At 40.9% G+C, this 26819-nt stretch carries 20 protein-coding genes; 9 read left to right on the top strand and 11 right to left on the bottom strand.

What is annotated here, in order from left to right; genetic code table 11:
- Positions 1 to 17 precede the first annotated feature (17 nt).
- The 3 genes from U1E44_RS01695 to nadA all read right to left on the bottom strand — a co-directional run bounded on the left by U1E44_RS01695 (position 18) and on the right by nadA (position 4835).
- The gene (locus U1E44_RS01695; protein ID WP_322929194.1) at positions 18 to 1904 is read right to left on the bottom strand and encodes a hypothetical protein; all 1887 of its coding nucleotides are present in this window, start codon (positions 1902 to 1904) and stop codon (positions 18 to 20) included.
- 428 nt (positions 1905 to 2332) lie between these two features.
- Complete coding sequence (gene nadB, locus U1E44_RS01690; RefSeq protein ID WP_322929193.1) at positions 2333 to 3898, bottom strand: L-aspartate oxidase; 1566 nt, start codon at positions 3896 to 3898, stop codon at positions 2333 to 2335.
- Positions 3899 to 3908: 10 nt separating this feature from the next.
- Complete coding sequence (gene nadA, locus U1E44_RS01685) at positions 3909 to 4835, bottom strand: quinolinate synthase NadA (RefSeq protein WP_322929192.1); 927 nt, start codon at positions 4833 to 4835, stop codon at positions 3909 to 3911.
- Positions 4836 to 4957: 122 nt separating this feature from the next.
- On the opposite strand from nadA, the gene U1E44_RS01680 reads away from it, so the two are divergent.
- Complete coding sequence (locus tag U1E44_RS01680) at positions 4958 to 5410, top strand: RrF2 family transcriptional regulator (protein WP_322929191.1); 453 nt, start codon at positions 4958 to 4960, stop codon at positions 5408 to 5410.
- 314 nt (positions 5411 to 5724) lie between these two features.
- Here the strand turns inward: U1E44_RS01680 and U1E44_RS01675 are convergent, their stop codons facing one another.
- The gene (locus U1E44_RS01675) at positions 5725 to 5916 is read right to left on the bottom strand and encodes a hypothetical protein (RefSeq protein WP_322929190.1); all 192 of its coding nucleotides are present in this window, start codon (positions 5914 to 5916) and stop codon (positions 5725 to 5727) included.
- On the bottom strand, positions 5906 to 6490 hold the full coding sequence (locus U1E44_RS01670; RefSeq protein WP_323673824.1) for a zeta toxin family protein: 585 nt from the start codon (positions 6488 to 6490) through the stop codon (positions 5906 to 5908). Before U1E44_RS01670 ends, U1E44_RS01675 begins: the two co-directional genes overlap by 11 nt.
- 1027 nt (positions 6491 to 7517) lie before the next feature.
- Between U1E44_RS01670 and U1E44_RS01665 the strand changes: the two genes are divergently transcribed.
- The gene (locus U1E44_RS01665; RefSeq protein ID WP_322929187.1) at positions 7518 to 9095 is read left to right on the top strand and encodes a carboxypeptidase-like regulatory domain-containing protein; all 1578 of its coding nucleotides are present in this window, start codon (positions 7518 to 7520) and stop codon (positions 9093 to 9095) included.
- A gap of 142 nt (positions 9096 to 9237) precedes the next feature.
- The gene (locus U1E44_RS01660; RefSeq protein ID WP_322929185.1) at positions 9238 to 9438 is read left to right on the top strand and encodes a hypothetical protein; all 201 of its coding nucleotides are present in this window, start codon (positions 9238 to 9240) and stop codon (positions 9436 to 9438) included.
- A 76-nt stretch (positions 9439 to 9514) separates the two neighbouring features.
- Here the strand turns inward: U1E44_RS01660 and nrdD are convergent, their stop codons facing one another.
- The 3 genes from nrdD to U1E44_RS01645 all read right to left on the bottom strand — a co-directional run bounded on the left by nrdD (position 9515) and on the right by U1E44_RS01645 (position 15394).
- On the bottom strand, positions 9515 to 11359 hold the full coding sequence (nrdD, locus tag U1E44_RS01655) for an anaerobic ribonucleoside-triphosphate reductase (RefSeq protein WP_322929184.1): 1845 nt from the start codon (positions 11357 to 11359) through the stop codon (positions 9515 to 9517).
- A gap of 6 nt (positions 11360 to 11365) precedes the next feature.
- Complete coding sequence (gene nrdG, locus U1E44_RS01650) at positions 11366 to 11815, bottom strand: anaerobic ribonucleoside-triphosphate reductase activating protein (RefSeq protein WP_322929183.1); 450 nt, start codon at positions 11813 to 11815, stop codon at positions 11366 to 11368.
- A gap of 1188 nt (positions 11816 to 13003) precedes the next feature.
- Positions 13004 to 15394, bottom strand: a complete 2391-nt coding sequence (locus U1E44_RS01645; protein ID WP_322929182.1) for a nitric-oxide reductase large subunit — start codon at positions 15392 to 15394, stop codon at positions 13004 to 13006.
- A 141-nt stretch (positions 15395 to 15535) separates the two neighbouring features.
- Here U1E44_RS01645 and U1E44_RS01640 point away from each other — a divergent pair, with 141 nt between their 5' ends.
- Positions 15536 to 16249, top strand: a complete 714-nt coding sequence (locus tag U1E44_RS01640; RefSeq protein ID WP_322929181.1) for a hemerythrin domain-containing protein — start codon at positions 15536 to 15538, stop codon at positions 16247 to 16249.
- Positions 16250 to 16269: 20 nt separating this feature from the next.
- Here the strand turns inward: U1E44_RS01640 and U1E44_RS01635 are convergent, their stop codons facing one another.
- Positions 16270 to 17493, bottom strand: a complete 1224-nt coding sequence (locus tag U1E44_RS01635) for a hypothetical protein (protein WP_322929179.1) — start codon at positions 17491 to 17493, stop codon at positions 16270 to 16272.
- Positions 17494 to 17642: 149 nt separating this feature from the next.
- Here U1E44_RS01635 and U1E44_RS01630 point away from each other — a divergent pair, with 149 nt between their 5' ends.
- The 5 genes from U1E44_RS01630 to U1E44_RS01610 all read left to right on the top strand — a co-directional run bounded on the left by U1E44_RS01630 (position 17643) and on the right by U1E44_RS01610 (position 23914).
- On the top strand, positions 17643 to 18905 hold the full coding sequence (locus tag U1E44_RS01630) for an alginate export family protein (RefSeq protein WP_322929178.1): 1263 nt from the start codon (positions 17643 to 17645) through the stop codon (positions 18903 to 18905).
- A 49-nt stretch (positions 18906 to 18954) separates the two neighbouring features.
- Positions 18955 to 20751, top strand: a complete 1797-nt coding sequence (locus U1E44_RS01625) for a hypothetical protein (protein WP_322929177.1) — start codon at positions 18955 to 18957, stop codon at positions 20749 to 20751.
- 123 nt (positions 20752 to 20874) lie between these two features.
- Positions 20875 to 22335 carry a copper-containing nitrite reductase gene (gene nirK / locus U1E44_RS01620; RefSeq protein ID WP_322929176.1) on the top strand — a complete coding sequence of 487 codons (1461 nt, stop codon included), beginning with the start codon at positions 20875 to 20877 and terminating at the stop codon, positions 22333 to 22335.
- An 11-nt stretch (positions 22336 to 22346) separates the two neighbouring features.
- Positions 22347 to 23132 carry a formylglycine-generating enzyme family protein gene (locus tag U1E44_RS01615; RefSeq protein ID WP_322929175.1) on the top strand — a complete coding sequence of 262 codons (786 nt, stop codon included), beginning with the start codon at positions 22347 to 22349 and terminating at the stop codon, positions 23130 to 23132.
- 176 nt (positions 23133 to 23308) lie between these two features.
- Positions 23309 to 23914, top strand: a complete 606-nt coding sequence (locus U1E44_RS01610; RefSeq protein ID WP_322929173.1) for an SCO family protein — start codon at positions 23309 to 23311, stop codon at positions 23912 to 23914.
- Positions 23915 to 23921: 7 nt separating this feature from the next.
- Here the strand turns inward: U1E44_RS01610 and U1E44_RS01605 are convergent, their stop codons facing one another.
- Together U1E44_RS01605 and U1E44_RS01600 are read right to left on the bottom strand one after the other, a co-directional pair.
- Positions 23922 to 24809 carry a DUF808 domain-containing protein gene (locus U1E44_RS01605; RefSeq protein WP_322929172.1) on the bottom strand — a complete coding sequence of 296 codons (888 nt, stop codon included), beginning with the start codon at positions 24807 to 24809 and terminating at the stop codon, positions 23922 to 23924.
- A gap of 150 nt (positions 24810 to 24959) precedes the next feature.
- Positions 24960 to 26819, bottom strand: a complete 1860-nt coding sequence (locus tag U1E44_RS01600; RefSeq protein WP_322929170.1) for a metallophosphoesterase — start codon at positions 26817 to 26819, stop codon at positions 24960 to 24962.

Genomic DNA, 26819 nt, shown 5'->3' with positions numbered 1-26819 from the left:
CTCGTAACCTCAAAAAATTAATTTTTGTTTACCCTATACGTAATTCTTCGGTTCGAAATCACTGTATTCACTTGAATACGTAGTGTAGCCACGGAAGACACGGTTTCGCCACAAAAAAACGAATCATCTCTAATTAAAACACGATATTGACCATTAGTGTCGGTAGTACTTGGCGCGGTTATCGTTAAGGTAGTGGTAGCCGTGCCAGAATACATTCCGGAATCGGTCAGATCATTCCAGTTTGCTCCATCAAATAATTGCCATTGAAACATATTTCCGGAAGAAGTTGCTGTCATTGTTGTTACACATCCAGGGCAGGTAACTGCATTTACGGGTTGAGACGTTATGGTTGGCGCCATCCCCGCTTCCTGAAAATCGAACAGGGAATTGACATTCATATCATTGGGGGTGGTATATCCGTCTGAGCCGCTAGTTACTTTGCCTTGGCTGTCCACCAAAACCGGTAGCGGCCCTAAAATGCCATCAAGATTCAGATCTGTGTACCCGGCTTCTACCACATCAAAACAAGAATCGCCATCTGCATCTAATTCATACGGATCTGTAATTCCATCCCCATCAGAATCTAAAACGGCATACGTAAGATTGGCAAACTCAAAATCATTATCTTCTATGGCATTAAACAATCCGTTGGCGCCAAAAGCGGCCATAGCTCCATCGATTCTTCCGTCGTTGTTTGCATCAGTAACCCCCGACACATTTAACACTCCCGATTCTACAATATCGTAGATACCGTCATTATCAGAATCTAAATCCTTTTCATTGCTTATGCCATCGCCATCCGTATCGCAAATGGCACTCGCTAAGAAATCGCCCGTAAAGCCTTCCGGTCCCGGGCCTTGTTGATTCGTAATCACAAAGGTATTGTTGCTTCCCGGCACCCATGTAATCGTAGAAAAGGGTGTAGACGCTTGCGACCGCATCCGTTCTAGCGTTGTGGCTCCGGTAGTACGCGTGCCGTATAGGCTCACCTGCCCTAAAGCATCTACCACCAACTGTAATCGGGGCAACCCATTGGAATTGGCTACCCAAGGCGAATTAATAAAAGCACCATCGGAATCGAAAACGAAGTATTCCTCACCCGCCCCTAAAGCGCCATTCTCGAACTCAAAAACCGAAGGATGCACTGAAATTCCGTTTATGGTAAGTTGAAAAGAATTGTCCATAGACGAAAAGTTGAGACGCAAATAGCCGGTATCAGTATGGTTTATGGTTACGGAACGCGCTCCTACATCGGCAGAAACCAAAAAAGCAGCGCTAGCTGTAGTGCAATATTCTTCGGTATCCGGAATACCGTCGTTGTCGTCATCCAAATCTACAGTGTCCGGAATGCCATCACCATCTGTATCTACCTGCGGCAACGCAGCCGTAATAGTAACGTTATCTATAAATGCTCGGTCGTTATTTTGGTTCCAGTTTGCACCACCCTTTTGAAAACGTATTGTAGTATTAGCCGAAATGTAGGCAGAAATATCTTGACTAAAGGTGCCGCTTTGTGAACCGCCAAACGTAGCCAAGGTGGTAAATGTAGACCCATTGACGGATGCCTGTACTGCCAAAGTTTCGCCCGCTTCCAAACTGGAGGTGCGCCAATCAAAAGAGAGTGTGGCGGAAGCATAAGCACTCAGGTCCGCAGATCTTCTAATATTTTCATCCCATAAATAAAAAAACCGAAGTTCCTGATTACCCGCATCAATATTTATAAAACCACTTGCAGCAGCGTTATTATCGTTTGCCTCAATCCAGTTCGTGGCAAAATTATGCGTTCCATTATTATTGAAGTACGCTTGTATGGCAAACACATCTCTAAACGTATCCTGCGCTACAAGTTTTGTTATTGTAGTTAAAGTACATACAAGGAAAATTAATTGGGTGATTTTTAGCATGATATACCATTCATCTTGTGCGACTAAAATTAACGGTAACCTACGAGCGATACTAAAAATTGTTGCAAAACAGTGTTTTAATACGGTTAACCCGTTAATTTTGTCGGTTTTAAAAGCCTTTCTCGTGTTTCAGCAAATCGAACTGTACCCTATCTGCCTCCCGATAGAAAAAGATGAGATGCCATTTCCGCCCACAACACGCATTGAAATTAGCCTAACAATGGTGTTCATAGAGGTGCACAACAAATGCGTACCATGTACTACCTTTTGTTGCAAGATGACCCACGCACCATTTTCATCACTATATCCCTTGGTGGTTTCGAGGACAGTATGATTTTTTTTAGTGCTATACTTCCATAGCTAACAAAAACAGGTACGTAGAGAACCTTTATCATGAATCCTATGTACTACATCCCCTATTTTTCGCATTACAACAAACGAGGTTCATGATCTACATTGTAAAAACCTCCCCTATTTTCCTTTCTTTCTCGGGACTGTGCTATAATTAAATACGACACGTTCACCATATTCCGCAATTCGCAAAGTGAAGTATCTACTTTGGACGCCTTGTATAAGGCCTCAACTTCCTTATAAATGACTTCCAATTTAGTAAAGGCGATACTGAGGCGTTGGTTGCTGCGCACAATACCCACATAGTCCTGCATTAAAGCCTGAAGCGCTCTTGTATTGTGCTTTATTAGGATGCGCTCTTTGGCAATCACAGTACCTTGATCATTCCATTCCGGAATACGGATTTTGGGACTATTTTCTGATGCAGCAAGAATATATTTGCAGCTATTGTGGGCATAGACCAAGGCCTCCAAAAGGGAGTTCGATGCCAATCTGTTGGCGCCATGCAATCCGGTACGGGCACATTCTCCACCTGCAAACAAATGGCGTATGGAGGTTCTTCCGTGGGTATCTACCATAATACCACCGCACAAATAGTGGGATGCCGGCACTACAGGAATCCAATCTTTCGCCACCAAAATATTTCTTTTGGCGCATTCCTTATAAATGGAGGGGAAATGCTTCTTAAAAGCGATCATATCCATATGAGTAGCATCTAAAAACACACAAGGTTCACCGGACTTCTTTAGCTCGTTGTCTATACTTTTAGATACAATATCCCTTGAAGCTAATTCGCCTCTGGGGTCATAATCTAACATAAACCGTTGTCCTTCACTATTTCGCAAATAGGCACCAAAACCGCGGACGGCTTCCGAAATTAAAAACGATTGCCCTTCTTTATGATCGTAAAATACGGTAGGATGAAATTGCACAAACTCCATGTCCTTAATTCTTGCTTTAGCCCTATAAGCCATGGCAATGCCATCTCCGGTGGCAATTTCGGGGTTTGTGGTATGTCCGTATACCCGGCCAATGCCCCCGGTTGCCAAAAGTGTAATCCCGGCCTGTATGGTGTGTATTTTTCCTGTTTTTTGATCTAATATATAGGCTCCATAACAACGTAATGCCTCGGCAGGGGGTATCCCCAATTGATGCTCTGTGACAAGGTCGATGGCGAAGTGATGGTTTAACATAGTGATATTGGGCAGTTGATGCATGCGTCGCAACAAGGCGGTCTCAATTTCGTAGCCGGTAAGATCTTTGTGGTGTACAATACGGTGTTCCGAATGGCCTCCTTCCCTACCCAAATCTAAATTGCCACTGCGATCCAAATCAAAATTGGCGCCCCACTGCATCAACTCGTTCAGTCTTTTTGGGCCTTGCCGAACCACCATGTCCACCACGTTTTCATCGCATAGCCCATCGCCGGCAATTAGGGTGTCTTGAATATGTTTTTGAAAGGAATCGATCTTAAAATCCCTTACAGCAGCTACACCGCCTTGAGCGTATTTGGTATTGGATTCTTCCTCGTTCCCTTTGGTTACGATGACGACGGATTGGTCTTTGCATTTTTCGGCCATTTTTACGGCGAAGGTCAACCCCGCAATCCCCGAACCAATGACCAAATAATCTGTTGCTATCATTGTTGTAGGGCTATTTGGAAAGCGCCAACATGCGCTCTATGGGCAGCAATGCCCTTTTACGAATATTTTCGGCTACGTGTATCTCCGGAGTTTCAGATAACAAACAGTCGTATAATTTCTGTAGGGTATTCACCTTCATATAGCCGCACTCACTGCAAGCACAAGTATTATCTTCCTCTGCCGGGGCGGGAATCAGAACGGTATGGGGTACCTGCTTTTGCATTTCGTGCAAGATACCGGCCTCTGTGGCCACGATGAATTTTTCGTTGGGATGTGCGTTTACATAACTTATCATCCCCGCTGTGGAGCCCACATAGGTTGCCGTTTTCAATAGATGTGCCTCCGACTCGGGATGTGCGATGATCACCGCATCCGGATGTTCTTTGTGCAGTTTTAATAACTTGTCGATAGAGAATGCTTCGTGCACCACACAACTGCCATCCCACAGCAACATATCTCTGCCCGTTTGTTTTATGATGTAATTGCCCAAATTCCTGTCCGGCGCAAAGATGATGGGCGTTTCCTTGGGTATGGATTCCACAATTTTTACAGCATTGGAAGAGGTACAGACCAAATCGCTCATCGCTTTTATTTCTGCCGAGCAATTAATATAGGTGATCACTACATGATCGGGGTGTGCTTCCACCAAACGACGGAAGGCTTCCGGGGGACAGGAATCTGCCAAAGAGCAGCCCGCATTCAGGTCCGGCAGTACCACCTTTTTGGTAGGATTCAGGATTTTTGCTGTTTCGGCCATGAAATGTACCCCCGCAAAAACAATGATATCGGCATCGGTTTGGGCTGCTTGTTGGGAAAGCCCAAGACTATCGCCCACATAATCGGCCACTTCCTGAATTTCCGGGCGTTGATAATAATGTGCCAATACTACGGCCTTTTTTACCTTTTTAAGTGCTTTAATCTTTGCTTTTACCTCCATTGTACTCCCTAAATACTACTTTAAATGCAAATATAACGCTTTATGCTTTTGCTATAAATATCATGTGCCACAAATAATATAAAAACATCTTTTTATTACCTTTGGTGTTAAAGACGATACCTATGCTATCCAACGCTGCTAAATATGCCATACGAGCCATTCTATACCTGGCCCTGTACAGTGATGAAACACGTAAAATTGGAGTGAAAAAAATTGCGGAAGCTTTAGAGACCCCGCAACCTTTTTTAGCACAGTTGTTGCGTACACTTACCACCAATAAAATAATTTCCTCTACTAAAGGCCCTGGTGGCGGTTTTTTTCTGGACGGGCAAAACAGAACGATGTCTGTTTGGGATGTGATCATCGCCATAGATGGCACCCATAAATTTGATGCCTGTTTTTTGGGCCTTTCCAAATGCAATGATGAAAATCCCTGTCCTGCACATTATGTGGTGGCGCCCTTCAAGAAAAAAATACTGGCCGATTTTAGGGACAAAACCATTACCCAACTTGCCTTGGAAGTGGAAAAAAAAGGCACCCTAATTTCCTTAAAGGGACTTGACCTAGAGGAATAAAAAATTTCTTGAAACCGACTATCCCCGAGGCAAGCCATAGGGGTACCCCTTCGATAAACTCAGGGCAGGTTTCGCCGGTTTCATTTTGATCCCGAGGCCTAGGGAGCTAAAAACCGCAATTTTATATTTTACCTCACCCGGAACTGCAAAAAGACAGTTCCGATCGCTCCAAAGGAGAGGTAAAGCGGAAACCCCGACCCCAAGGGTCGGAGAATCTTTAGATTGACCCGCCAAGCGGGATTTGAAATTATATTTAATCGTCATTAAGTTACGTTTAAAGAGCCTCGATCTAGGTGCCAACGAATTTTAGCCATTCAGCCAGAATTACGCTTATACAATGTTGTGGGTTGTATTTCATTCGCATCCACCGCTACAATTTTTCCGTTCCTAACTACTATCATCGGACTTTTCTTTTGCTTTTTGTATTCGATAAGCCTTCTGTAAGTTTCTTCTAGGCCTTTGACTATTCTATCCCGTTCCTCTTTCAGCTGTTCTTTAGTTCCCATAGTAATTCCGTTTTAATTCTTCCCATTGTTCTACATTATTAGTTGTTTCTTCGTTCAACGCTCCTTCAGCTATAATTTCATATGTGTCACCTGAATTGTTTACAAATAGCCAGTTGTCCACCTTGTCAAGATATAGATTGAAAAAATTCTTAAGACCACTTTTATACCTCCTCCTTATAACATCTTCCGGTATGTGATGACCTCCTTCTTTTACTCTTGTTTCCACCCTTGAAATGGCCAATTCTTCCGAATTTAGCCAGAAAAACAAGCAAGTCACCTGATAATCCATTTCCTTTGCGCTATCAATAAACTGAACATAGCTTCTAGTTGAAAGCGTAGTTTCAAAGGCAAAATTTTCTCCTGATGCTAACATTCTTTTAATTCTTTTCAACATTAACCGACCCGCTTCTCTTCCGGCCTTTTCTGGCTGAAAAGGAGAAATTCCTTTAGCGATTTCATCTGCATTGACAAATTCTTTACAATCAAGAATCTCCGGTAAAATTGTATAAGAAGCGGTGGTTTTCCCTGCTCCATTGCAACCGGCTATTACGTATAGTTTTTTCATTTCATTCAAAAAGACGATTTACTATTAATGATGATAGATTCTGAATATTACCCACAATTTAAATATATAGAACCAAGTTATAATATTTCTAATTCAGGTTTACTAATTTAATGCATTTAAATCGCTTTAAATGCACCAAGATCATTTAAGGATTCATCAACAGGTTTGTTGTTTGAAATTTTTGTCCATCTTTGGCGGAATAAAAAAGCAGGAGGGTAACACGCTAAAGCCAGGTTATGGTTTTAGTTTTTGTTTAAATAACTGATTATTAATGTCGTGTGAATTTTAAGTTCAAGGTTATAGCTATTTTTTTAGTAAAAACCCTTTTGAAGTCGATAAAATCAGGATGTTTTTAGTAAAAGCTCAAAAAGAATAGTAATAATCGGGTAGGTTGCGCCCTATGCGTTTTTTTTACGTTTATCTGCCCGAACACTACAAAAACCGCAAAGAATCCATGCGTAAAGTTACGGGCTAAGATTTGGCAAACTCTGTAGTACCTGATTCCCCTCTTGGGTGGTTTGATTCCTAAAATTATATGCCCTTTTGGGGATTTAATAGCAAAATTCTTTTTGCTTTTAACCAGTAAGTACAATCGAGACATTGGTTACCTATTCGGTTACCCAAAGATACTAATTATAGTAATATACTGATATTGTAGTTTTTAAGTGGTAAAATTAAATACTGCCACCCCGACCCCAAGGGTCGGCGAATTTATAGATTGAAATGCACTTAGTCCGCCATAAGAACCTTTACCTGACAGGCCTGTTGGCTCCCCGCCAAAATGGAAGGTCTTTTGCGAATGATACCATTTTCCCGCTGATCCCTATGGTAATGCCGTAAGGCGTGTTCCTTTTGCCTGCCCGAGCTAAATGTTAAAAAGGTTTTATAAACAAATAAAACTGCTTTTTTTTATAAATTAGATTAATGGACGAAGCACTAAGAACTTGAACCTACAACTAAAACATCTTTTAGAGAATAAAAAGACGAATGTTTTCTCAATTTTTTTCTTACAAACCTCCATAATGGGTAAAAAGAGATGAAGAAACTGATTTTGTTGGCTCTATTGTTGACCAACCCCTTAACTTTATTTTCACAAGATTACATAGTTGGACGTCTAATTGATTTGGACACCAAGGAGCCTGTGGTTTTTGCGAGCATAGTGCTAAAAGGTATGGCCAAAGGTGTGATTTCAAATGAGGACGGTAGTTTTAGAATACCCTTGGATTTTAAGAAGTATAATGACGCACTACTGATATCATCCATGGGATATGAGACCATTACAATGACTTTGGACACTCTTCGGGAGAATGAAGTCAATATGGTCTACCTCCGGCCCAAAATCCATCAATTGCAGGAAACCACTGTAACAGGGTATGTCAGTAAAGTTCTTGCAAAAAAAATTGTAAGAAGAGCCATAAGGAGCATACCCGATAATTATCCAAAAGCTCCATTTGCAATAGTTGGGTATTACCGTGATTATCAAAAAGATGGGAGCAAGTACATTAATCTTAATGAATCTATTATCGAGATACAAGATAGAGGGTTTGGCAAGAAGGACTTAAAAACTACCAATTACAAAATATATCGTTTTGTAAAAAACCATGATTTTCCCAGGGATAGTATTTCAAGCTTAGCCTACAACTACGAAAACCATAGCAAAATAATAGAAAATGGATATCTCTCGCCCTATGATGGCAACGAGCTGGTCATTCTTAGAGTGCATGATGCCATTCGAAATTACGACTATGGCTCCTATTCTTTTATAGGAGTAATGAAGCGAGATCTTCTTCCAAACCACACTTTTTCTATGGGGAATGATGTTTTTCTTGATGGTTTATGGTTATATTCGATCAACTTTGAGACGAGCAAGACAAATATAACGGCTTACGGTAACATTTTGATTTCCAAAAAGGATTATGCCATTTATAGATTACGATATGGCATATACTATTTGAATGATAAAGAAACCACAGGAGACAACCGATCAGATACAAGGAAAAGGGATGTAATATTCGAGGTTAATTCCGAGTATAGGCCTCAACGGAATAAAATGTACCTGAACTACCTATCTTTTAGCAATAACTTTATGACAAGAATGCCGCCAGTTTTCATGTTGGATAACTTTGTGATTGATATGGATAAAAAAGAAATTTGGCTTTATTTCAATAATCCTTTGGATATTGAATCCACCAAAGATCCCACACAATACGAATTATATTTTGAAGAAAAAAAAATTCCTCTGAAAGTGCTATTCAATCACAAGAATGAAAAGCAGGTGAGATTAAAACCCATGTTCAAAACAGAGAAAGAGGAGCGTTTATTTTTTGGCCTAGTCAAAAATAGCTCGAAAGAGTTGGACTCTGAATCCATTGTCTACAAAATAAAGGGATTAAAGGATATAAATGGAAATACATTAGGATATTCACAAAAAAAGACCTATCTACAAATCAGGGAGTTCTTTGCGCAGAAGACCATATTTTCAGGGAATAATGAGGGGAAAGGAGGTCTTTATATGGACAAAACAAAACCAATATTCCAAAATAACATTAAAAAAATAACCCTTGATTCGATTAATGGCTATTGGATGAATACGCCCCTTAAAGGGCTACCATGACATTTTAGTGTCACAAGCCCATTTGAAAAATAAATTGGCAGTGCTATTGGTAAAACGATGGTAATCGCCACAAATGTAAACTTTACCCGATAGTACAGATTTATGGTGCAAATCCTTGCTATCGGACGGGCAAAACAGAACGATGTCCGTTTGGGACGTAATCATCGCCATAGATGGCACCCATAAGTTCAATGCCTGTTTTTTGGGACTTTCCAAATGCAACGACCAAAATCCCTGTCCCGCACATTATATTGTAGCACCGTTCAAGAAAAAAATACTGGCCGATTTTAAGGACAAGACCATTTCGCAACTTGCGCTGGAAATCGAAAAGAAAGGACCCTGATCTCTTTAAAGGGAATTGACTTAGAGGATTGACCCGCTAAGCACAGATTGAAAAACCACTATTCCGCCATAAGAACCTATACCTGACAGGTCTGTTTGTTCCCCACCAAAATGGAAGCTCTTTTGCGCATGATACCATTTTCCCGCTGATCCCTATGGTAATGCCGTAAGGCGTGTTCTTTTTGTCTTCCGGAGCTAAACGCAGAAACCCGCTTTAAGTACCCGATGACCCTTGTGGCATGATCCACATTTCGGGATTTACAATCGCTGCATTGATATAGGGTACGTTTGTCGATATGCCCACATTCATTGCATATCGTAATACGCACATTGAAACAAAAATAATTGCATCCGGCCCTTGCGGTAGCATGCAGCAGTTTTATATATCCCTCTTTATTGGGGGTTTCCGCTAGGTTTAAATGCAGGGCAGAGCCGCCGTCCAAATAGGTGATGGTCTCTTTTCCGTGCAACATTATTTTGTCCAACGCATTAGTGTTGTCATCCTCTACTACATAAAAATAGGAATTGTAGCAATCGCGTGGCACAAACAGGCCGTCGGCACGATCCCATTGGGCATTCTTGACCCCTAAATTCTCGGCAGGCACAAATTCGGTATTGAACATGTATCCATATAGGTCTTTGGCAGCCCTGTTTTCGTCATAGATCAATTTAAGATAGCCATTCACAAAATCTTTATACTTTTGGTTGTTGCCCACCAATATGCCCTTGCTCTCTGCCGCTTCCACCATACCGTTGATGCCAACCGTTAAAAACTGTTTGTTCAGGGAAATATAACCCGCCTTATACGCGGGGAGCATTCCCGCCATATCGTATTCATCGATCAGTTTCCGAAAGGCCACCTGGTATTTATGCACTTTGCGCACCTCGTCCACAATATTGGCATTTTGCTGTACCAGGCGGTTCATGTTCAAGGTAATCACGTTGATGGATCCCGTGGCAACACCACCGGCCCCCAAAGAATAGCTAAACGTCTTATCGCTAATTTCGTTGCGCAAACGGCAACAAGAAGCTAGGCTGTCCGCATTTTTCGACTGGTACACAAAGAACGAGTTACCCTCGCTCAGTTCTTTGGCGCACAGTGCTGTAAATTCGGCATCCAAAGGTGCCCCATTTTTGGTGAGCATGGCCGCAGTAACCACGGGAAAGGTGAGAATGGCCTTTTTGCGTTCGGCATTGAACCATTCCATAAAGAAAGCTTGGAGTTCTTTTACACGATGCCATTGGGGTTTTACCAAATCGGGAAACACAAAATCGCCGAACATGCTATTAAAATAGGCTTCGTCATAGAGGGAAATATTCCAAAAAACCGATTGATACCCCCTAGCGGCGGCGGGCTGATTCACAGCATAGACCACGTGCTGTAAGTGGTTGGCAATGAGTTGTTGGTGCGTTGCAAGGTAGTCCTCTCCGTAGTCCTTGGCCGCAAAATGATCAAAATACATAAGAAATTCCACGGTGGCCAGTGCCCCTGCAAATTGCGAACTTACCGCAAAAACCAAGTTAACGAACTCTCCGCAAAAACTCTCCAAATGTTTGGGAGCCCTACTTTCGCCTCCCAATTTGGTAAGACCATCTAGTAAAAAAGGATACATGCTAATAGAGGCACAGTATGGCTTAAGGGAGGTTTCGTCATGTACGTAAATCTCATGCGCTTCTATCTGCCGTATGTACTCCTCGGCGAGGTCTTCGCCAAAAAGGGATGCTATTTTTTGCCGTACCAATTCCCGATTTACTTGTATATTAATGTCCTTATTTAGCTCTGCCTCCATGGTGGCTATATTTTTGGAAGTGACATTGGCATTCGCATCCAATTTGGAGCCGTCAGCCGCATTTTTGGAATGCAGATAGTGCGAGATAAATTCTATTTTACGGGTCAATTGTTCATTTGTTAGTCGGATCATGTGTTTTTAGTTTTGGATGAATAAATGATTGCAAATTTTATTGTTTTTAACCTCTATAAATTTTTGATTGGTGGTGGCACTCTTTAATCCTCCCAGCTCGCTACGCCAAGAACCCGTCTTTACCCATGTAAGTTGTTCCAGAAGCCGAGCATTAACCTGCTCCTTACCCGTATATAAACAGGTTTTATATCCTCTTTCTCTGGCCATCTTTAGATGCGCTATAAGTTCCTCGGGGTGCCATTCGCCCCCCATAAAAACCACACAGGTGGCAAAACCAAAATAGCGATGTAGGATATCGGCATAACCATCGGCAGTCATTTTAGTTCCGGCACCTTCTTTCCATAAAAAAGGAGAATGACAACCCCTGCAACGCAGCGGACAACCTGAAATACTGAAGCATAAACTTATTTCGCCAGGCACCTCTTGCAACACTACTTTAAAGTCGTAACAATACATATTTAATGATCTTTTTATCATTTTAAAATTACAATACCTAATCAAAAAGTATAGCAAGGTAGAAATGGAGTTATTAAAAAACTTATGAACAGTGTTGGTTGGTTGTTGTCCGTTGCTGGTTGATCGTATTCTTTTGATTTGCTTATTTGTTGATTCGTTACTTTGAAACCCTTCTAAAGTGATGGAGTGATCGAGTGTTAGTTGCTGGTTGATCGTGATCTTTTGATTTGCTTATTTGTTGATTCGTTACTTTGAAACCCTTCTAAAGTGATGGAGCGATCGAGTGTTAGTTGCTGGTTGTCCGTTGCTGGTTGATCGTGATCTTTTGATTTGCTTATTTGTTGATTCGTTACTTTGAAACCTTTCTAAAGTGATGGAGTGATCGAGTGTTAGTTGCTGGTTGTCCGTTGTTGGTTGATCGTATTCTTTTGATTTGCTTATTTGTTGATTCGTTACTTTGAAACCCCTTTAAAGTGATGGAGTGTTGGTTGCTGGTTGTCCGTTGTCAGTTGATCGTGATCTTTTGATTTGCTTATTTGTTGATTCGTTACTTTGAAACCCTTCTAAAGTTGTTGGTTGTTGGTTGTTTGTTGATCGTATTCTTTTGATTTGTTTATTTGTTGATTTCGTTAATTTGAAACCTTTCTAAAGTTGTTGGTTGTCCGTTGTCCGTTGTGGGTTGATCGTATTCTTTTGATTTACTTATTTGTTGATTCGTTAACTTGAAACCCTTCTAAAGTTGTTGGTTGTCGGTTGTCCGTTGCTGGTTGTCCGTTGATCGTATTCTTTTGATTTGTTTATTTGTTGATTTCGTTAATTTGAAACCTTTCTAAAGTTGTTGGTTGTCCGTTGTCCGTTGTGGGTTGATCGTATTCTTTTGATTTACTTATTTGTTGATTCGTTAACTTGAAACCTTGCTAAAGTGATGGAGTTGTCGTGTGATGATGTGAAGGAGTGAGCGAGTGTTGGTTGTTGGTTGTCCGTTGTTGGTTGATCGTGATCTTTTGATTTGCTTATTTATTGATACGTTACTTTGAAACCCTTCTAAAGTGATGGAGTGTTGGTTGCTGGTTGATCGTGATCTTTTGATTTGTTTATTTGTTGATTCGTTACTTTGAAACCTTTCTAAATCGAAACTTTGAAACAAGAAACCTTTAAAACCGAAATCTCTAGACTTTAGACCTTTCATTATAATTTATCACTTAAATCGGATACCGCATGGGATGGTTTTTTAAGGGATTTTGCGCGGGAAACTATAAAATAAGTTAATGGCACTACCCCACCGAAAAGAAAAACGCAGGCTCCTATGGCACGAAACCACGTAAAGGATTCAAAAATACCTCCTTTTATAAATGCCTCGGAGCGGGCAAACCATAGACCATTTTCTATAACCGATTTCAACTGCAGGGTTCCCGCCGGGAGCAAATCGAGTAAAACCATGAGCATTAATCCCACATTAATAGACCAAAAAGCGAATTTTACTATTTTTTTGTTCCAACGCACCGACTTAAACAACAATCGAGTAGCAAACAGCATGGCGGCCAGCGATATATTACCATAAACACCCATAAGGGCCGCATGTGCATGGTTTATCGTGAGGTAGGTGCCGTGCTCGTAATAATTCATAATGGGCAAGTTAATAATGATGCCTAGTACCCCGGCACCAAAAAAGTTCCAAAAATTAACGGCGATTAAAAAGGAAAACACTTCGGGAAAGCCAAAATCGCCCAATTCACTGGGCTTTATTCCGTTTAGTGCTATGCGCGGCATATTCTTAAACCGCCATGCTTCTACAGTTAACAAGATTAAGGGTACAAATTGCAGCGTAGAAAATATACTGCCTAAGGCCATGGTAGCTACCGGTTTTGCATTCCAATAAAAATTATGCGAAATACCAAGCAATCCGGTACCAAGAAACAATAGTGTAGCAAAATAGATGACCCGAATCGCTGCATTACGGCTAACCAGGCCCATCAACACCATTAAATAACTAACAATTACGGTAACAAATACCTCAAAAAAAGCCTCGACCCACATATGGATCACCATCCATCGCCAAAAATCGGCAATGACAAAATTGGTTTCGGGTTGGGCTACAAATCCGGAGATAAACAATACAGGAATACCCACTACAGAATACATAATCCAATTGGGTAAATTCCATGGAAGTCCTTTTACAAAAGCTGGTCGAACACCGCGATATACGACCACGCCCCACAGTATAAAAATAAGCATCAGAAGTACTTGATACACCCGTCCGAAGTCGACAAACTCCCACCCCTGATGTCCAAAAAAATACCAGCCGTCGCCCAAATACCCCAAAGGTCCCAAAACCATCCCTGTTAAGGAACCGGCTACCAAAACAAATAGCATTACAAAAAGTGTATTTATGAGTGGTAGTTGCCCCTTAACTTCCTGTTTGGCCAACATGGGCAATATAAAAATAGAAGAGGCAATCCAGCAGGTAGAAATCCAATACAACGACAACATAAGGTGCCAGCTACGAGAAACGGTTATGGGAAACGCCTCCGATAAATGAATACCAAAATAGCCGAGATAATCTATAAACTCATTAATTGTAACAAAACCACTTAACACTTGCACTAAAAAAAGTACAATCGCCACCAAAAAGAACTTATAGGAAGCGCGCTGGGTAATAGAGGGTACAAAGTTGCGCACCTTTTCTATGGTTAAAAGCTCGTTGTTTGATGGTTTAAAAAACTTATTGGAAAGCTGGTTGTACTGCCCGATATAATACAGCACAAAACCGCAGGCGAGTACAAAAACGAGCAGGCCGAGCACACTCCATAGCATTACCGGACTTGTTGGTGTATTCCCGGCTTCCTTGTCATAGGGCCAATTATGGGTATAGCTAAAGGCTTCGCCCGGTCTTTCTGTAACACAGACCCATGCCCCCCAAAAGAAAAAATCCGATAGATCTCTTATTTCTGTTTCATTTCGAATGTAATTTTTTAAGGGGAAATGTGGTGATGCATCTTCTCCTAAAAACACACCTACGTAATAGTTCTGCAATGCTTGCTGTGCATAGACACCGGCCTTATTTAAGACCACCAAGTTATCGCGGGAATCAAACCTGTTTTGCTTTAGTTCTTGACGTACTTGTTCGGTGATCAATTTTCGGTCTACCGCCGTAATGGCACCCCCCTTTTCCTTTACCAATTGGTCTTCATAATACTGATTCATGTAAAGGAATATCTGGTGCAGGGCTTCGGCTGTAAAATCGGGACCTCTTTGTGCTCCATCGCCGAAAAAAGAACCATATTCCATTAAAGCATATTTATGAAAAACAGTCTGCCCCCTTTCTATGGTCGATTGATGCATTAAAACCGTACCCTCTTCCGATTTAAACCCGGACATGGGAGGTGCGTCGTTATAGGTTTGAAAGCCAATCAACCCCACACCCGCCACACTTATAATTAAGATAAATAGCAATGGCCCCCACCAGTTTTTGGTTTGCATCAAATAATCGATATTCTTTTTGAGGCCGTTTTCTGGAGTAACGCTATCTGCGGCCGTTGTATCTGGTTTCGTAGTGGTTTTATCGTTTGGCATATCCATGGTGTAAATTTTAATAGGATGCGGCACATCCTAATGGCACATCAAATAAAATCAATTTTTATTTAATATACAATAAAAAGATATTTTTATCATTTATATATGTTATATTTAGACAGACTAAAATACCCCTACCCAAGAACTATGGCTTGTAAATGTATTATGGAGTTACTTTCTACTGACCATCCTATTGCTACGCTGTTCGCAAAACAGCAGATAGATTGTGTTAGTAATGATCTTTGCACCTTAGTAGATATCCCTTTTTGTAGACAGAAAGATGTCCATACTTTGGTTCGTGACATTCATGAAATACGTACCTCAACGTCTTTTGTGTGCGAGGAATTTGCCGCATTTCCGCTTGACAGCCTTATGACGTTTATCACAGCTACCTACCATAGCTATGTGTTAAAAAAAATTCCAAACATAACACAACAGCTCCATACGTTATGCAACAAATACGGTAGCAACCAGCCTTCCCTTTTTGAGATTCACAAACAGTTCAGCAAAATTTCCTATGCCCTTAGCGTTCATGTGAAAGAGGAAGAACACCTTATTTTTCCTGCCTTACACAAACTGTTACAGATAAAGCAAGTTGGCATTCGGTTGTCGCACTATCGTTTTGGAACAATTTTGCCTCCATTACAACCCTTATATGCATCAAACGAAGTGCAGCGCACAAGATTACAAAAAATGAAATCCCTAACCCATGAATATCCAGCGCCAAAGGATACTTGCCACAACTACAATGTCACGTTTATGGCATTGCAACAATTTGAAACCCACATAACGCGGTATATCGAATTAGAAAAAAACATATTTCTCCCCAAGGCTGAGTCTCTAAAGGAGTGCCTCTTTTAAGGTACTCCATACGGCACATTTTACGTCCCTTTTACCTGCTCTTTTGGCGTTGCCGTACGCTGAAGAAGTAAAAGTACAAGGCTTAATACAATAAGGGCACTACCAACCACAAGCATATTAAAGTATCCTTTAGGCAAGCCAAATCCCAACCACGCTGCCAGACCTTTGTACATAATAAGTCCTTCAGTACCTACAAACCCAATAAAATAGAGTCTAAAAATGTTTTTAGATATGTGTATCCATTTACCGTAATCTAAAAGTAAAAATAGGCCTATACTTACTACACCTAAAAAAGTCCAATGTAAATAGCCAATGGTAAAGTCTGTATAGGTTGCGGCCAAATCTGCAAAATAAGGGAACGCGGTGAGTAGTTGTAATGATATTTTTACCGTAAGCAGGACTGCAAAAATATACCCTAGGGTGTGTTGAAATTGAGTTAAAAAAGTGCGCCACAAAGGTCTGGTCTTAGAAAGCATTTTTAGAAATAAAACCAAAGCCGCCACTTGTAAAATGGCTCCGAGGCACCCTAACAAATAAAACACGAAATGGGGCTTTGCCCATAAGGTCGACAGAAAAAAACTGAGTATAATACTCCAATTAAAACACCAATAAAACCATTTAAATCCTTTTGGAGGGAGTTCAATTTGATGTTGCTCTAACACAAATATGAAGAGTCCAAGGAGTCCCAGCAGCATCCATCCGTTATATTGAAAGTGCAGATAGAAGTAGATTGCCATGCGGTACCAAACCGAGTCGGTGCCTAAAGTGGCCATAATACCGCCCAGCACCCAAGGCCCTATACTGGACAACACCATATACCCTAAAGCCATCCTTATACATCTGTAGGAATTAGTAGCACAACGTGCTCCTTGCACATTTTTCAAAAACAACCACGTAAAGGCATAGGACGCAAAAAGAAACAGGGTAGAGAAAATAATTGAAAACAAGGCATACCCCTGAAAGGGAAAACTAAACAACATTCCCACTAACGTTATTTGGGTTCCCCAAAAGAGATAACCATATTTGGTATCTATCGCAGTATTCCTAACAAACCATCCATAGATTAGCGCCGTAAGTGTAAGATATACCCATCCCAATAAGGCAATATGCGAATGTGCATGCACTAAGTACCGATACGTTACGGGTAATTCTACTACATAAAACAACCGCAAGATAAAGCCTAAAGCAGCGGCCAACAGAAAATAGCATAAGGCGCTCCGTATTTGAAGCCTTATATGTTCCATAAAAGAAAAATTTTAAAAAGTAAATGTAGCTTAAAATTTTAATTGCCACCCGTCTAATAGAATACTGCGAACAAATACATGATTTATATCATAGAATTACAAGCTTTAAAAATAGACTTTTGCCCCTATTTGCTGTAACACTGAGATGCATGGATTTTTTTAAAAATAGTACAAGGCTGTTCGCTTTTCTTTTGTGTATGCAAGCCTATAGCCAACTTATGGTAGAGGCAGAAGTACGGCCTCGATTTGAATACAGGCATGGATTTTCGACGCTATTCCCGGATGGTGAAGATCCAGCGGCCTTTATATCTCAAAGAACGCGCCTCACCACTTCATTTAAAGAAGATCGGCTTCAATTCTACTTAAGCGTACAAGATGTACGGGTATGGGGCGATGTGCCTCAACTTAACGCTTCCGATAAAAACGGTATTGCCATACATCAAGCTTGGGGAGAATTGTTCTTTGATACTACCGTTTCGTTACGATTGGGTAGACAGGAAATTGTCTATGATGATCATCGTATTTTTGGAAATGTAGATTGGGCGCAACAAGCTCGAAGCCACGATATCGCCGTTCTGAAATATGCCAAAAATAACCTAAAACTAGACCTTGGTTTTGCCTTTAATCAAGATTCTGAAAAAATTACCGGCACAACCCTAACCACACCGGGAACATATAAAAGCTTACAATACGGATGGTTGCATAAGGATTGGACACATTTTTCTGGAAGTTTTCTATTTCTAAACAACGGACTTCAATTTATAGACCCTATTGATGAGGCCAATAACGAAACTAGATTTAGCCAAACTGTAGGAGGTCATTTCAAATTCAATAAGGGACGCTACGCGCTCAGCTCTAATCTGTATTATCAATTTGGAAAAGACGCTCAAGACAACGATGTAGACGCTCATTTAGTTAGTCTAGAGATTGCGTATAACCTTTCGGACACTTGGAAAGCCACAATTGGTGCAGAACGCATTAGCGGTAATACCAACGGAGCACCATCTAACGGAACTAATGATGCCTTTACACCCTTTTACGGCACCAATCATAAATTTAATGGTCTTATGGATTATTTCTTTGTTGGGAATCATAATGGCAATGTAGGTCTTATGGACATTTATGGCAAAGCAAAGGTGGCTTTAACCCCAAAATCGAGTCTTGAGGGAGCCTTGCATCATTTTGCAGCCGCCGCCGATATTTCTGGAACCAATTCCAGACAGTTAGGACTCGAGTTAGATATAGTGTATTCTCATAGCATTGACAAAAACATACAACTGCAAGCGGGGTATTCCCAATTATTTCCTTCGGATGGCCTTGAAATTGTAAAGAACAATACCGACGGAAACATTAATAATTGGGCTTGGATAATGATTACCCTAAAACCCACTCTGTACAAAAACAATAACTAATACGGAAGCTAAACAGACGTAGTAGATTCCAACATAAAGCTATTTTAAAATGACAACAACACACACCTTTCATATTCCTGTAATGGGTATTGGCTATACCATAGACACTCCGCTAAAAGTTTCTAAATACGGGATCGATTCCGTTATATCGTTAGTAGACGATATTTTGCTGGAGCGACTCCGTAAAATGTACAGTAAAAACTTTCAACTGCCCTACGAAGAGATCACCGAAAAGATGGCCGATTTTAGAGCGAAACGCATTACCTCTTATCTTAATCTAATTCAAGAATTGGCAGAAAAAGAGTTTGAAGCTATAAAGGCTGCCACCCAAGAAAATAGCATAGCACTAAAAAAATATATGGGAATGTTGCCCGCTGCCTCGCACCTTAAAGCCGAATTTGAAAAACTACTTCACGATTGCCCAAGTTGGGATGAACTAAAAAAATGGGCTGCAGACCACCTTAAAATGGGGAGTATCGACGTTAACATTATGACCAAGATCGATAAGGAAAACTACCTTAAAAAGGAAAAATTACCCACCGAATACAATGATGCCCATGCAGCCCTTCGAGGCTTTGCAAAAAGCAATTTACAATCGTCCGTGATCCTTTCTGCAGGCATGAATCCGAGATTGTACGCATACATGGAAGAATTTGAAGATTTTTATCCGGATGCTACTGGCACCCTAAAAAAGAAAATTATTCTAAAGGTTAGCGATTACCGATCGGCCCTAATACAAGGTAAATTTCTCGCCAAAAAAGGATTGTGGGTTTCGGAGTTCAGAATTGAATCCGGTCTCAATTGCGGCGGCCATGCCTTTGCCACAGAAGGCCATCTTATGGGACCTATATTGGCTCAGTTCCGAGACGAAAAACAAACCTTAATGGCCACCCTATATGAGACCTTGATGGCGGCGTTACAACAAAAAAACCGATCCATTCCAAAAAACACATTGCCTCTTAAAATAACCGCTCAGGGCGGGGTTGGCACCTCGGACGAGCATCAGTTTCTTTTAGAACATTATCAGGTAGACGCTGTAGGCTGGGGCACTCCATTTCTATTGGTTCCAGAGGCCACTACCGTAGATAAACAAACCCTTACACAACTAACACAAGCTACCGAAGACCAGTTGTATATAAGCAATACCTCCCCGCTTGGCGTACCCTTTAATACCTTAAAAGGAAACACCAAAGACGATGAAAAAAAGACCCTCATAAACAAAGGAAGACCGGGTAGTTCCTGCCCCAAAAAGTTTGTTGCCTTAAACAAAGAGCTTACAGAAAAGGGAATATGTACGGCATCGCGACAGTATCAGGATTTAAAAATAAAAGCGCTTGATAACGAGGGACTTACCGATACTGCCTATGACAATGAATACCTTAAAATTGTTGAAAAATCGTGTATTTGCGTAGGTTTGGGCACATCTGCGCTTTTACAATATGGACTAGATACCAAAGTAGAAGGTACAGGGGTTTCTATTTGTCCCGGGCCCAATTTGGCTTATTTCTCTAAAGAAATGACTTTAAGCGAAATCACCGATAATATCTACGGAAGAACTAACGTCATTGTCCGAAACGATAGACCTCATATGTTTATTAAAGAATTGCAGTTGTATATCGACTTTCTTAAAAACAAAATAGAAGATGTACATACAGCACGTTCTGAAAAACAAAAACAGGGCTTATTGCAGTTTGCCAAGAACCTAAATGACGGTATTTCGTATTACAAAAACGTATTTGAACACGCAAAAGGGTATTTTCTAGGCATCCATCATCAACTACAGACTGATCTCGAAAATAGTCAGCGAGAATTACAAAGGTTGTTTCTGCGAATAAACCTTCTTTAAAAGGGGAATATGATAAGTGTCATATAATAATTTAGAAGGGCGAAGTATTTTTGCTTAAATAAAAGATAAAAAAGTCTTATTTTAAGATAATACCATTACAGTATCAACTAAAACCGATTTCAAATGAACTTAAAAAAATCCTTTAAAAAATCTACAGCTGCACTTTACGGCATACTACTTTCCGTATGCATTGCTTGTGTAGGTACTAATGAAAAAAAAGAATACGCCAATGCGGAAGACATTCCCGTAAACCGAGAAATGACCGCAGAACTAACAGCACCCCCAAATGTACCCCGGCCAGTTGGAAAACGAAAGGCAAAAAAATTAATTGTCGATATGGAGATTTTAGAATTAGAAGGCGAAATGACCTCCGGCGTACGCTATATTTACTGGACCTTTGGCGGGTCGGTACCAGGAAGTTTTATACGCACACGGGTAGGCGATGAGGTAGAATTCCATTTAAAAAATCACCCCGACAATAAACTGCCACATAATATTGATTTACATGCAGTTACCGGTCCCGGTGGTGGTGCAGAATCTTCCTTTGTGGCTCCCGGTCATGAAAAAGTGTTTTCTTTTAAAACATTAAATCCCGGGCTTTACGTATACCATTGCGCTACGGCGCCCGTGGGTATGCACGTGGCCAACGGTATGTATGGTCTTATCTTGGTAGAACCGGAAGGCGGATTACCTCTAGTGGACAAGGAATATTATATAATGCAAGGAGATTTCTACACCAAAGGAAAAAATGGTGAAAGAGGGCTACAGCCCTTTGATATGCAAAAAGCCGTAGACGAAATGGCAGATTATGTGGTATTCAATGGATCGGTGGGTGCCCTAACCGGCGATAACTCCATAACAGCAAATGTGGGAGAAACCATTCGGTTATATGTGGGCAACGGGGGTCCCAATCTAGTGTCTTCTTTCCATGTTATCGGGGAAATTTTTGATGTGGTACGCGTAGAAGGAGGCGATCTGGTGAATACAAATGTACAAACGACCCTAATTCCGGCCGGTGGTGCCGCCATTGTAGAATTTAAGGTTGATGTACCCGGCACGTTTATTTTGGTAGATCACTCCATTTTCCGAGCCTTTAACAAGGGGGCGTTGGGGATGTTAAAGGTAGAGGGCGAAAAGAATCCGACGATCTACTCCGGCGAATTAAGTGACGGTATCTATTTGCCCGAGGGTGGCGGCATACAAACCATGCCATCTACGAATGGCGTGGTAGAATCGGCTATTCCCGCAAAATCGTTTGAAGAAAAAATGAAATTTGGTAAAGCTACCTATATGCAAACTTGTTTTGCCTGCCACCAAGCCGAAGGTCAAGGCATCGCAAGTGCATTCCCTCCTTTGGCTAAATCGGATTACCTCAATGCCGATGTTAATCGCGCTATAGATATTGTTTTATATGGCCTAACCGGAGAAATTACCGTAAATGGTGAAAAATACAACAGTTTAATGACGGCTCAGAGCTTGTCTGACGATGAAATCTCTAATGTACTCACATATGTATACAACAGTTGGGGAAATTCTAAAAAAGAAGTTACGCCGGACATGGTAAAAGCACGAAGAAACAAATAGACTACACTACTATGATACGTCCTTTCTTTAAAACGATTTGCCTTCTCTGCGGCTTGGTCATGGCAGCTATGGCTATGGGACAAACCCAGACTATGAAGCTCATTAAAGGAGGGACATATATTCCGCTGTATGGTACTGATTCTACCTTGGTCACCGTGACCGATTTTTGGCTAGACACCATTCCCGTAACCCAAAAAGACTATCTATCTTTTGTTTTACACTACCCGGAATGGCAAAAAAGCAGGGTGAAAAAATTGTTTGCCGATGGCAACTACCTCGTTCATTGGGAAGCCAATAGCGTTCCTGGAACTTCCCAAAATCTAAATAGTCCAGTTACCAATGTGTCTTGGTTTGCCGCTAAAAAGTATTGTGAATGTCAAGGAAAACGATTGCCTACCATGGACGAATGGGAATATGCTGCCATGGCCAATGAAACCCAAGCGGATGCCCGAACCATAGCAAGGTATAACCAATACATTCTGGAATGGTATGAAACACCCAAAACATTTACGAAACCTGTGGGATCAACCTTTAAAAATTTCTGGGGAATCTATGACCTGCACGGTTTGGTTTGGGAATGGACGTCCGATTTTAATTCGGTGCTTATTTCGGGAGAATCCAGAAAAGATGTGGACAAAGACAGCAATCTATTCTGTGGCAGTGCTGCCGTTGGAGCCACAGATCTAATGAATTATGCCGCCTTTATGCGCTACGCGTTTAGAGGAAGCATAAAAGCAAATTATGCCATAAAAAACCTTGGGTTTCGGTGCGCTAAGGATAAGGAAAGGCTGCCATGATGCGCTAAAATTTGACTTATGTACCATAAAAACCCTGAGGGTAAATGGTATTATAATTAGAAAATCAACTTTACCTTAGTAACTGAATAACCCTATGGCTTTTACGACATTCCTGTTGCATTCCTAAGTAATGTTTAGGTGCACAAACTAAAATATAAATCTAAAAAAACATGTACATGAAAACGAAACTTCTATTCTTTGCCGTACTTATCATAGCATTAGGTTGTAAGGAAGTAAACAACTCCCAAAAAATGGAAACGGCCCGGACCGAAACTCCTGATGCTGTTTTATCCGATCTTTCAATTTACCATTTGCCCTCCAAATGGACTACACAAGACAATGAAACGATAACCTTAGAGGAATTAAAAGGGGATGTGCTGGTAATGGTTATGATTTATACCTCCTGTCAAGTGGCATGCCCTAGATTGGTGGCTGATATGCGTTCTATAGAAGCCCAAATTCCGGAAGACAAAAAAGATGGAGTTACCATGGTTTTAGTAAGTATAGACCCTGAAACCGACACCCCGCAGCGACTTAAGGCATTTTCCATAGAAAATAAGATGGACTCTAAGCCATGGGTTTTTCTTAGAGGCACCGAGGAAGATACGCGCGAATTTGCAGCTGTATTAGCCGTAAATTACAAGAAAATATCGCCCATGGATTTCTCTCATTCTAACATTATTAGTGTGTTTAACCAAGGTGGAGAACTGGTACATCAGAAAGAAGGATTGGGTATAGATTACAAGGACACGATAGAAAAAATTATCGCCTTAACAGAATAAGTACCATTTAGTTGTTGTCGTGATTTTTTCCTAGCCCGAATATTCTTTTTACGCCAATTACCAGAAGTAACACTATAAACCCGATACAAAGGCCAACCAAGAATTCCTTTATCATATCCGGTACGCCAGGCAAGATATGATGGAAAAAATCTATCTGATGCACAAAAATACCACCAGACACCAATACTAAGGCAATGGTACCAATGACCGACAAGCTTTTAATCACCTTTGGCAAGGCAAGTACCAAAATAGTCCCCATTTTGTGAAGCCAATTCTTGCTTCCGTTGCTTAAACTGATTAATCGAAGCCCAAACTCGTCCATTCGTACTATAAGCGCAACAATACCGTACACGCCAACCGTAGCAATAAGAGCAATTAAGGAAACGACTATAATTTGTGTGGTAAGTGGTTTGCCCATAACAGTGCCCAAGGCAATAATTACAATTTCTACGGATAGAATAAAATCCGTTACAATGGCCGATTTTATTTTCTTTTTTTCTAGAAGTAACATCTCGGAGTTACTGAGCTGTTCCAGAGCCGTCTCAGCATGTATATGGCTATTCGGTACAAAAAAATGATATATTTTCTCCGCACCTTCGTAAGCTAAATACAGTCCTCCCAGCAACAAAGCCACCACTACGGCTACCGGAGCATAGGCACTTAACAAAAAAGCAATGGGTAAAATTATCAACTTATTTACAAAAGAACCCTTCATAATGGCCCATAACACCGGCAATTCTCTGTTCGATAAAAACCCGGAAGCCTTTTCTGCATTCACAGCCAAATCATCTCCTAAAATGCCTGCCGTTTTTTTTGCGGCGACTTTGCCCATAACCGCCACATCATCCATTAAAACCGCGATATCATCGAGCAATGCAAAAAATCCTGATGCCATATATTGTTATCGTATTATATAAGTTTGGGGGGATTTAGGAATGTTCTCAACCCATTTTTCAAAATCCAAAGGTAGAACTTTTGCCCATGCATTAAAATATCTATTTCAGAAATATCATGAGATTTCAGCCAAAATAAGTGCCAAAATTCCCTACTGTTTTAAGGAATACCATTGGTTCTTATCTAAATGGATCATAAAATGAGCCGCCGGGTGGGTTTTTGTCGCATCGGTAACTATCTGCGCCCATAATTGTGCCATAGCATCGTTGGAAAGCGCCATCCGTTCGGCAAGATAGACATACTGAGCCACTCTTTCGTTCCCTATGACGGGAATGGCCAATTCGTCGGCTCCTCGTAATCTATAGTAGTCGTAAATCATATCAAAACCCGTCCATTTTTGAAACGATTGCAATCGCATCCCTCGATTTTTCAATTCCTTCTTGAGCTCGGACTTTTTCAGGTTTTCAAAAGTCTCCTCCAATAATTGGGTGCCTGTATACGCCATTAAATAATCTGCAAATTCCGTAGGCCAGTCTTCCGGTATAAATCGTAAGCGCACCAATTCTTTTAAATGAAATTGCACAAATGCATCATACGCAGTGGTATTCAAGATCGCCTTATCCCACAGTACCTTATCGCCTAATGAAGTTAATTGCACATATTCCATTTTATATAAGGGAAACAATTCATCAAAGTGCGGAACATGCGTTAACGGTATTGTCTCTATTTCAACTTGGTTGGCATCATGCACCGTGAGGATTTTATAGGCCGGTAGATAGGCCGCTAAAGAGGGTACCTGAATATTAAAAAGCGTTTCCCCATTTTCGGCGGTAAATACGCCGGTATCATTGATATGCATATGTCCGCCAAAGTGGATTTTTAGTCCGGCTTTTAGGAATGCTTTGGCCACTTCTTCTGACGGTACTCTGGCTAACTGCATTTTGTTAGCTCCAAAAAAAGACCGCATCGCAGCCGAACTTCCATCGTTAAATTCAACCATAGGATAATGGCTAAAAGCAACAAGCAGCTTATTCCTTTTTTGTGCTTCTGTAGTCACTTTCCGAACCCAATCCAGAAGATGTGGCTTATGCGTTAGTACAAGGTTATACCCCATGCCGGCACCATTAAAATCTGAAGGGTTGTCTGCCATACCCGAAAGCGAATCCTTTGGAAGATACACGTTGCCATCTAACGCCATGAGCCACAGTCCTTCTACAGGCTCTACCAAATAACTGGCGTCCGGCACATTCAGAGTCGTTGTTGGTATAGGATATCGCCGGTAACGTAAAGACGCGGAGTCCATAGCTGTTTCAAAACTATAGGTGTCGTAATTAAACTTAGAAAATGGGGTTTCCCAATACAAATAATTAGCCTTGGGATAAAACCCAAAATGCGATAGTATTTCCACAATTCCTTCATATCCCATTTCTTGGATATCCCTTGAAACCTTTGCCGGCAAATCCGTAATGGACGATGAATTAATTTCCATTGGCATGCTGGCCACTATCTGATTTTTACCGTCTTCCCCTAAAAAATCCTTTTTTATTCCCTCTTTTGCAAAAGGTCGTACCGGATCGTGATTGCCGGTAATCGCAAAAAACTGAATGTTGTACCTATCCGTATAGTTTTGAAGTATTTTTTGCAGCCCTTTTACATGTACCGGCTGCCCGTCATCGCTAAAATCTCCGGGAAGTGCTACTAATTTTATTCCTCGCTTTGCCACATCATTTAATGCAGCTAGAAAACCGAAATAGTTTTCATTAAAAATACGGGTCGAATGTAATTGTGCATTCATGGTTCTCAGCGTAGTATACTTTCCGGTGCCGGGATTTAAAATACCCTTATACTCGCTATCGGAAAATTGCCCATAAATATCCTGAAAATGCACATCTGCCAGAAAGGCAATTTTCACATTTACCGTATCCTTATTTTCGACTTGAGCCGTTGCACCGGATGAGCCCAAAATAAGAATTACGCCAAAAAAATACTTAAAATACCATTTTATACACAT

It is taken from the genome of Aurantibrevibacter litoralis (genome assembly GCF_034651555.1).
Taxonomy (GTDB): Bacteria; Bacteroidota; Bacteroidia; order Flavobacteriales; family Flavobacteriaceae; genus Aurantibrevibacter; species Aurantibrevibacter litoralis.
The sequence above is the reverse complement of the archived record's forward strand: the minus strand, read 5'-3'. Positions and strand labels throughout refer to the sequence as shown.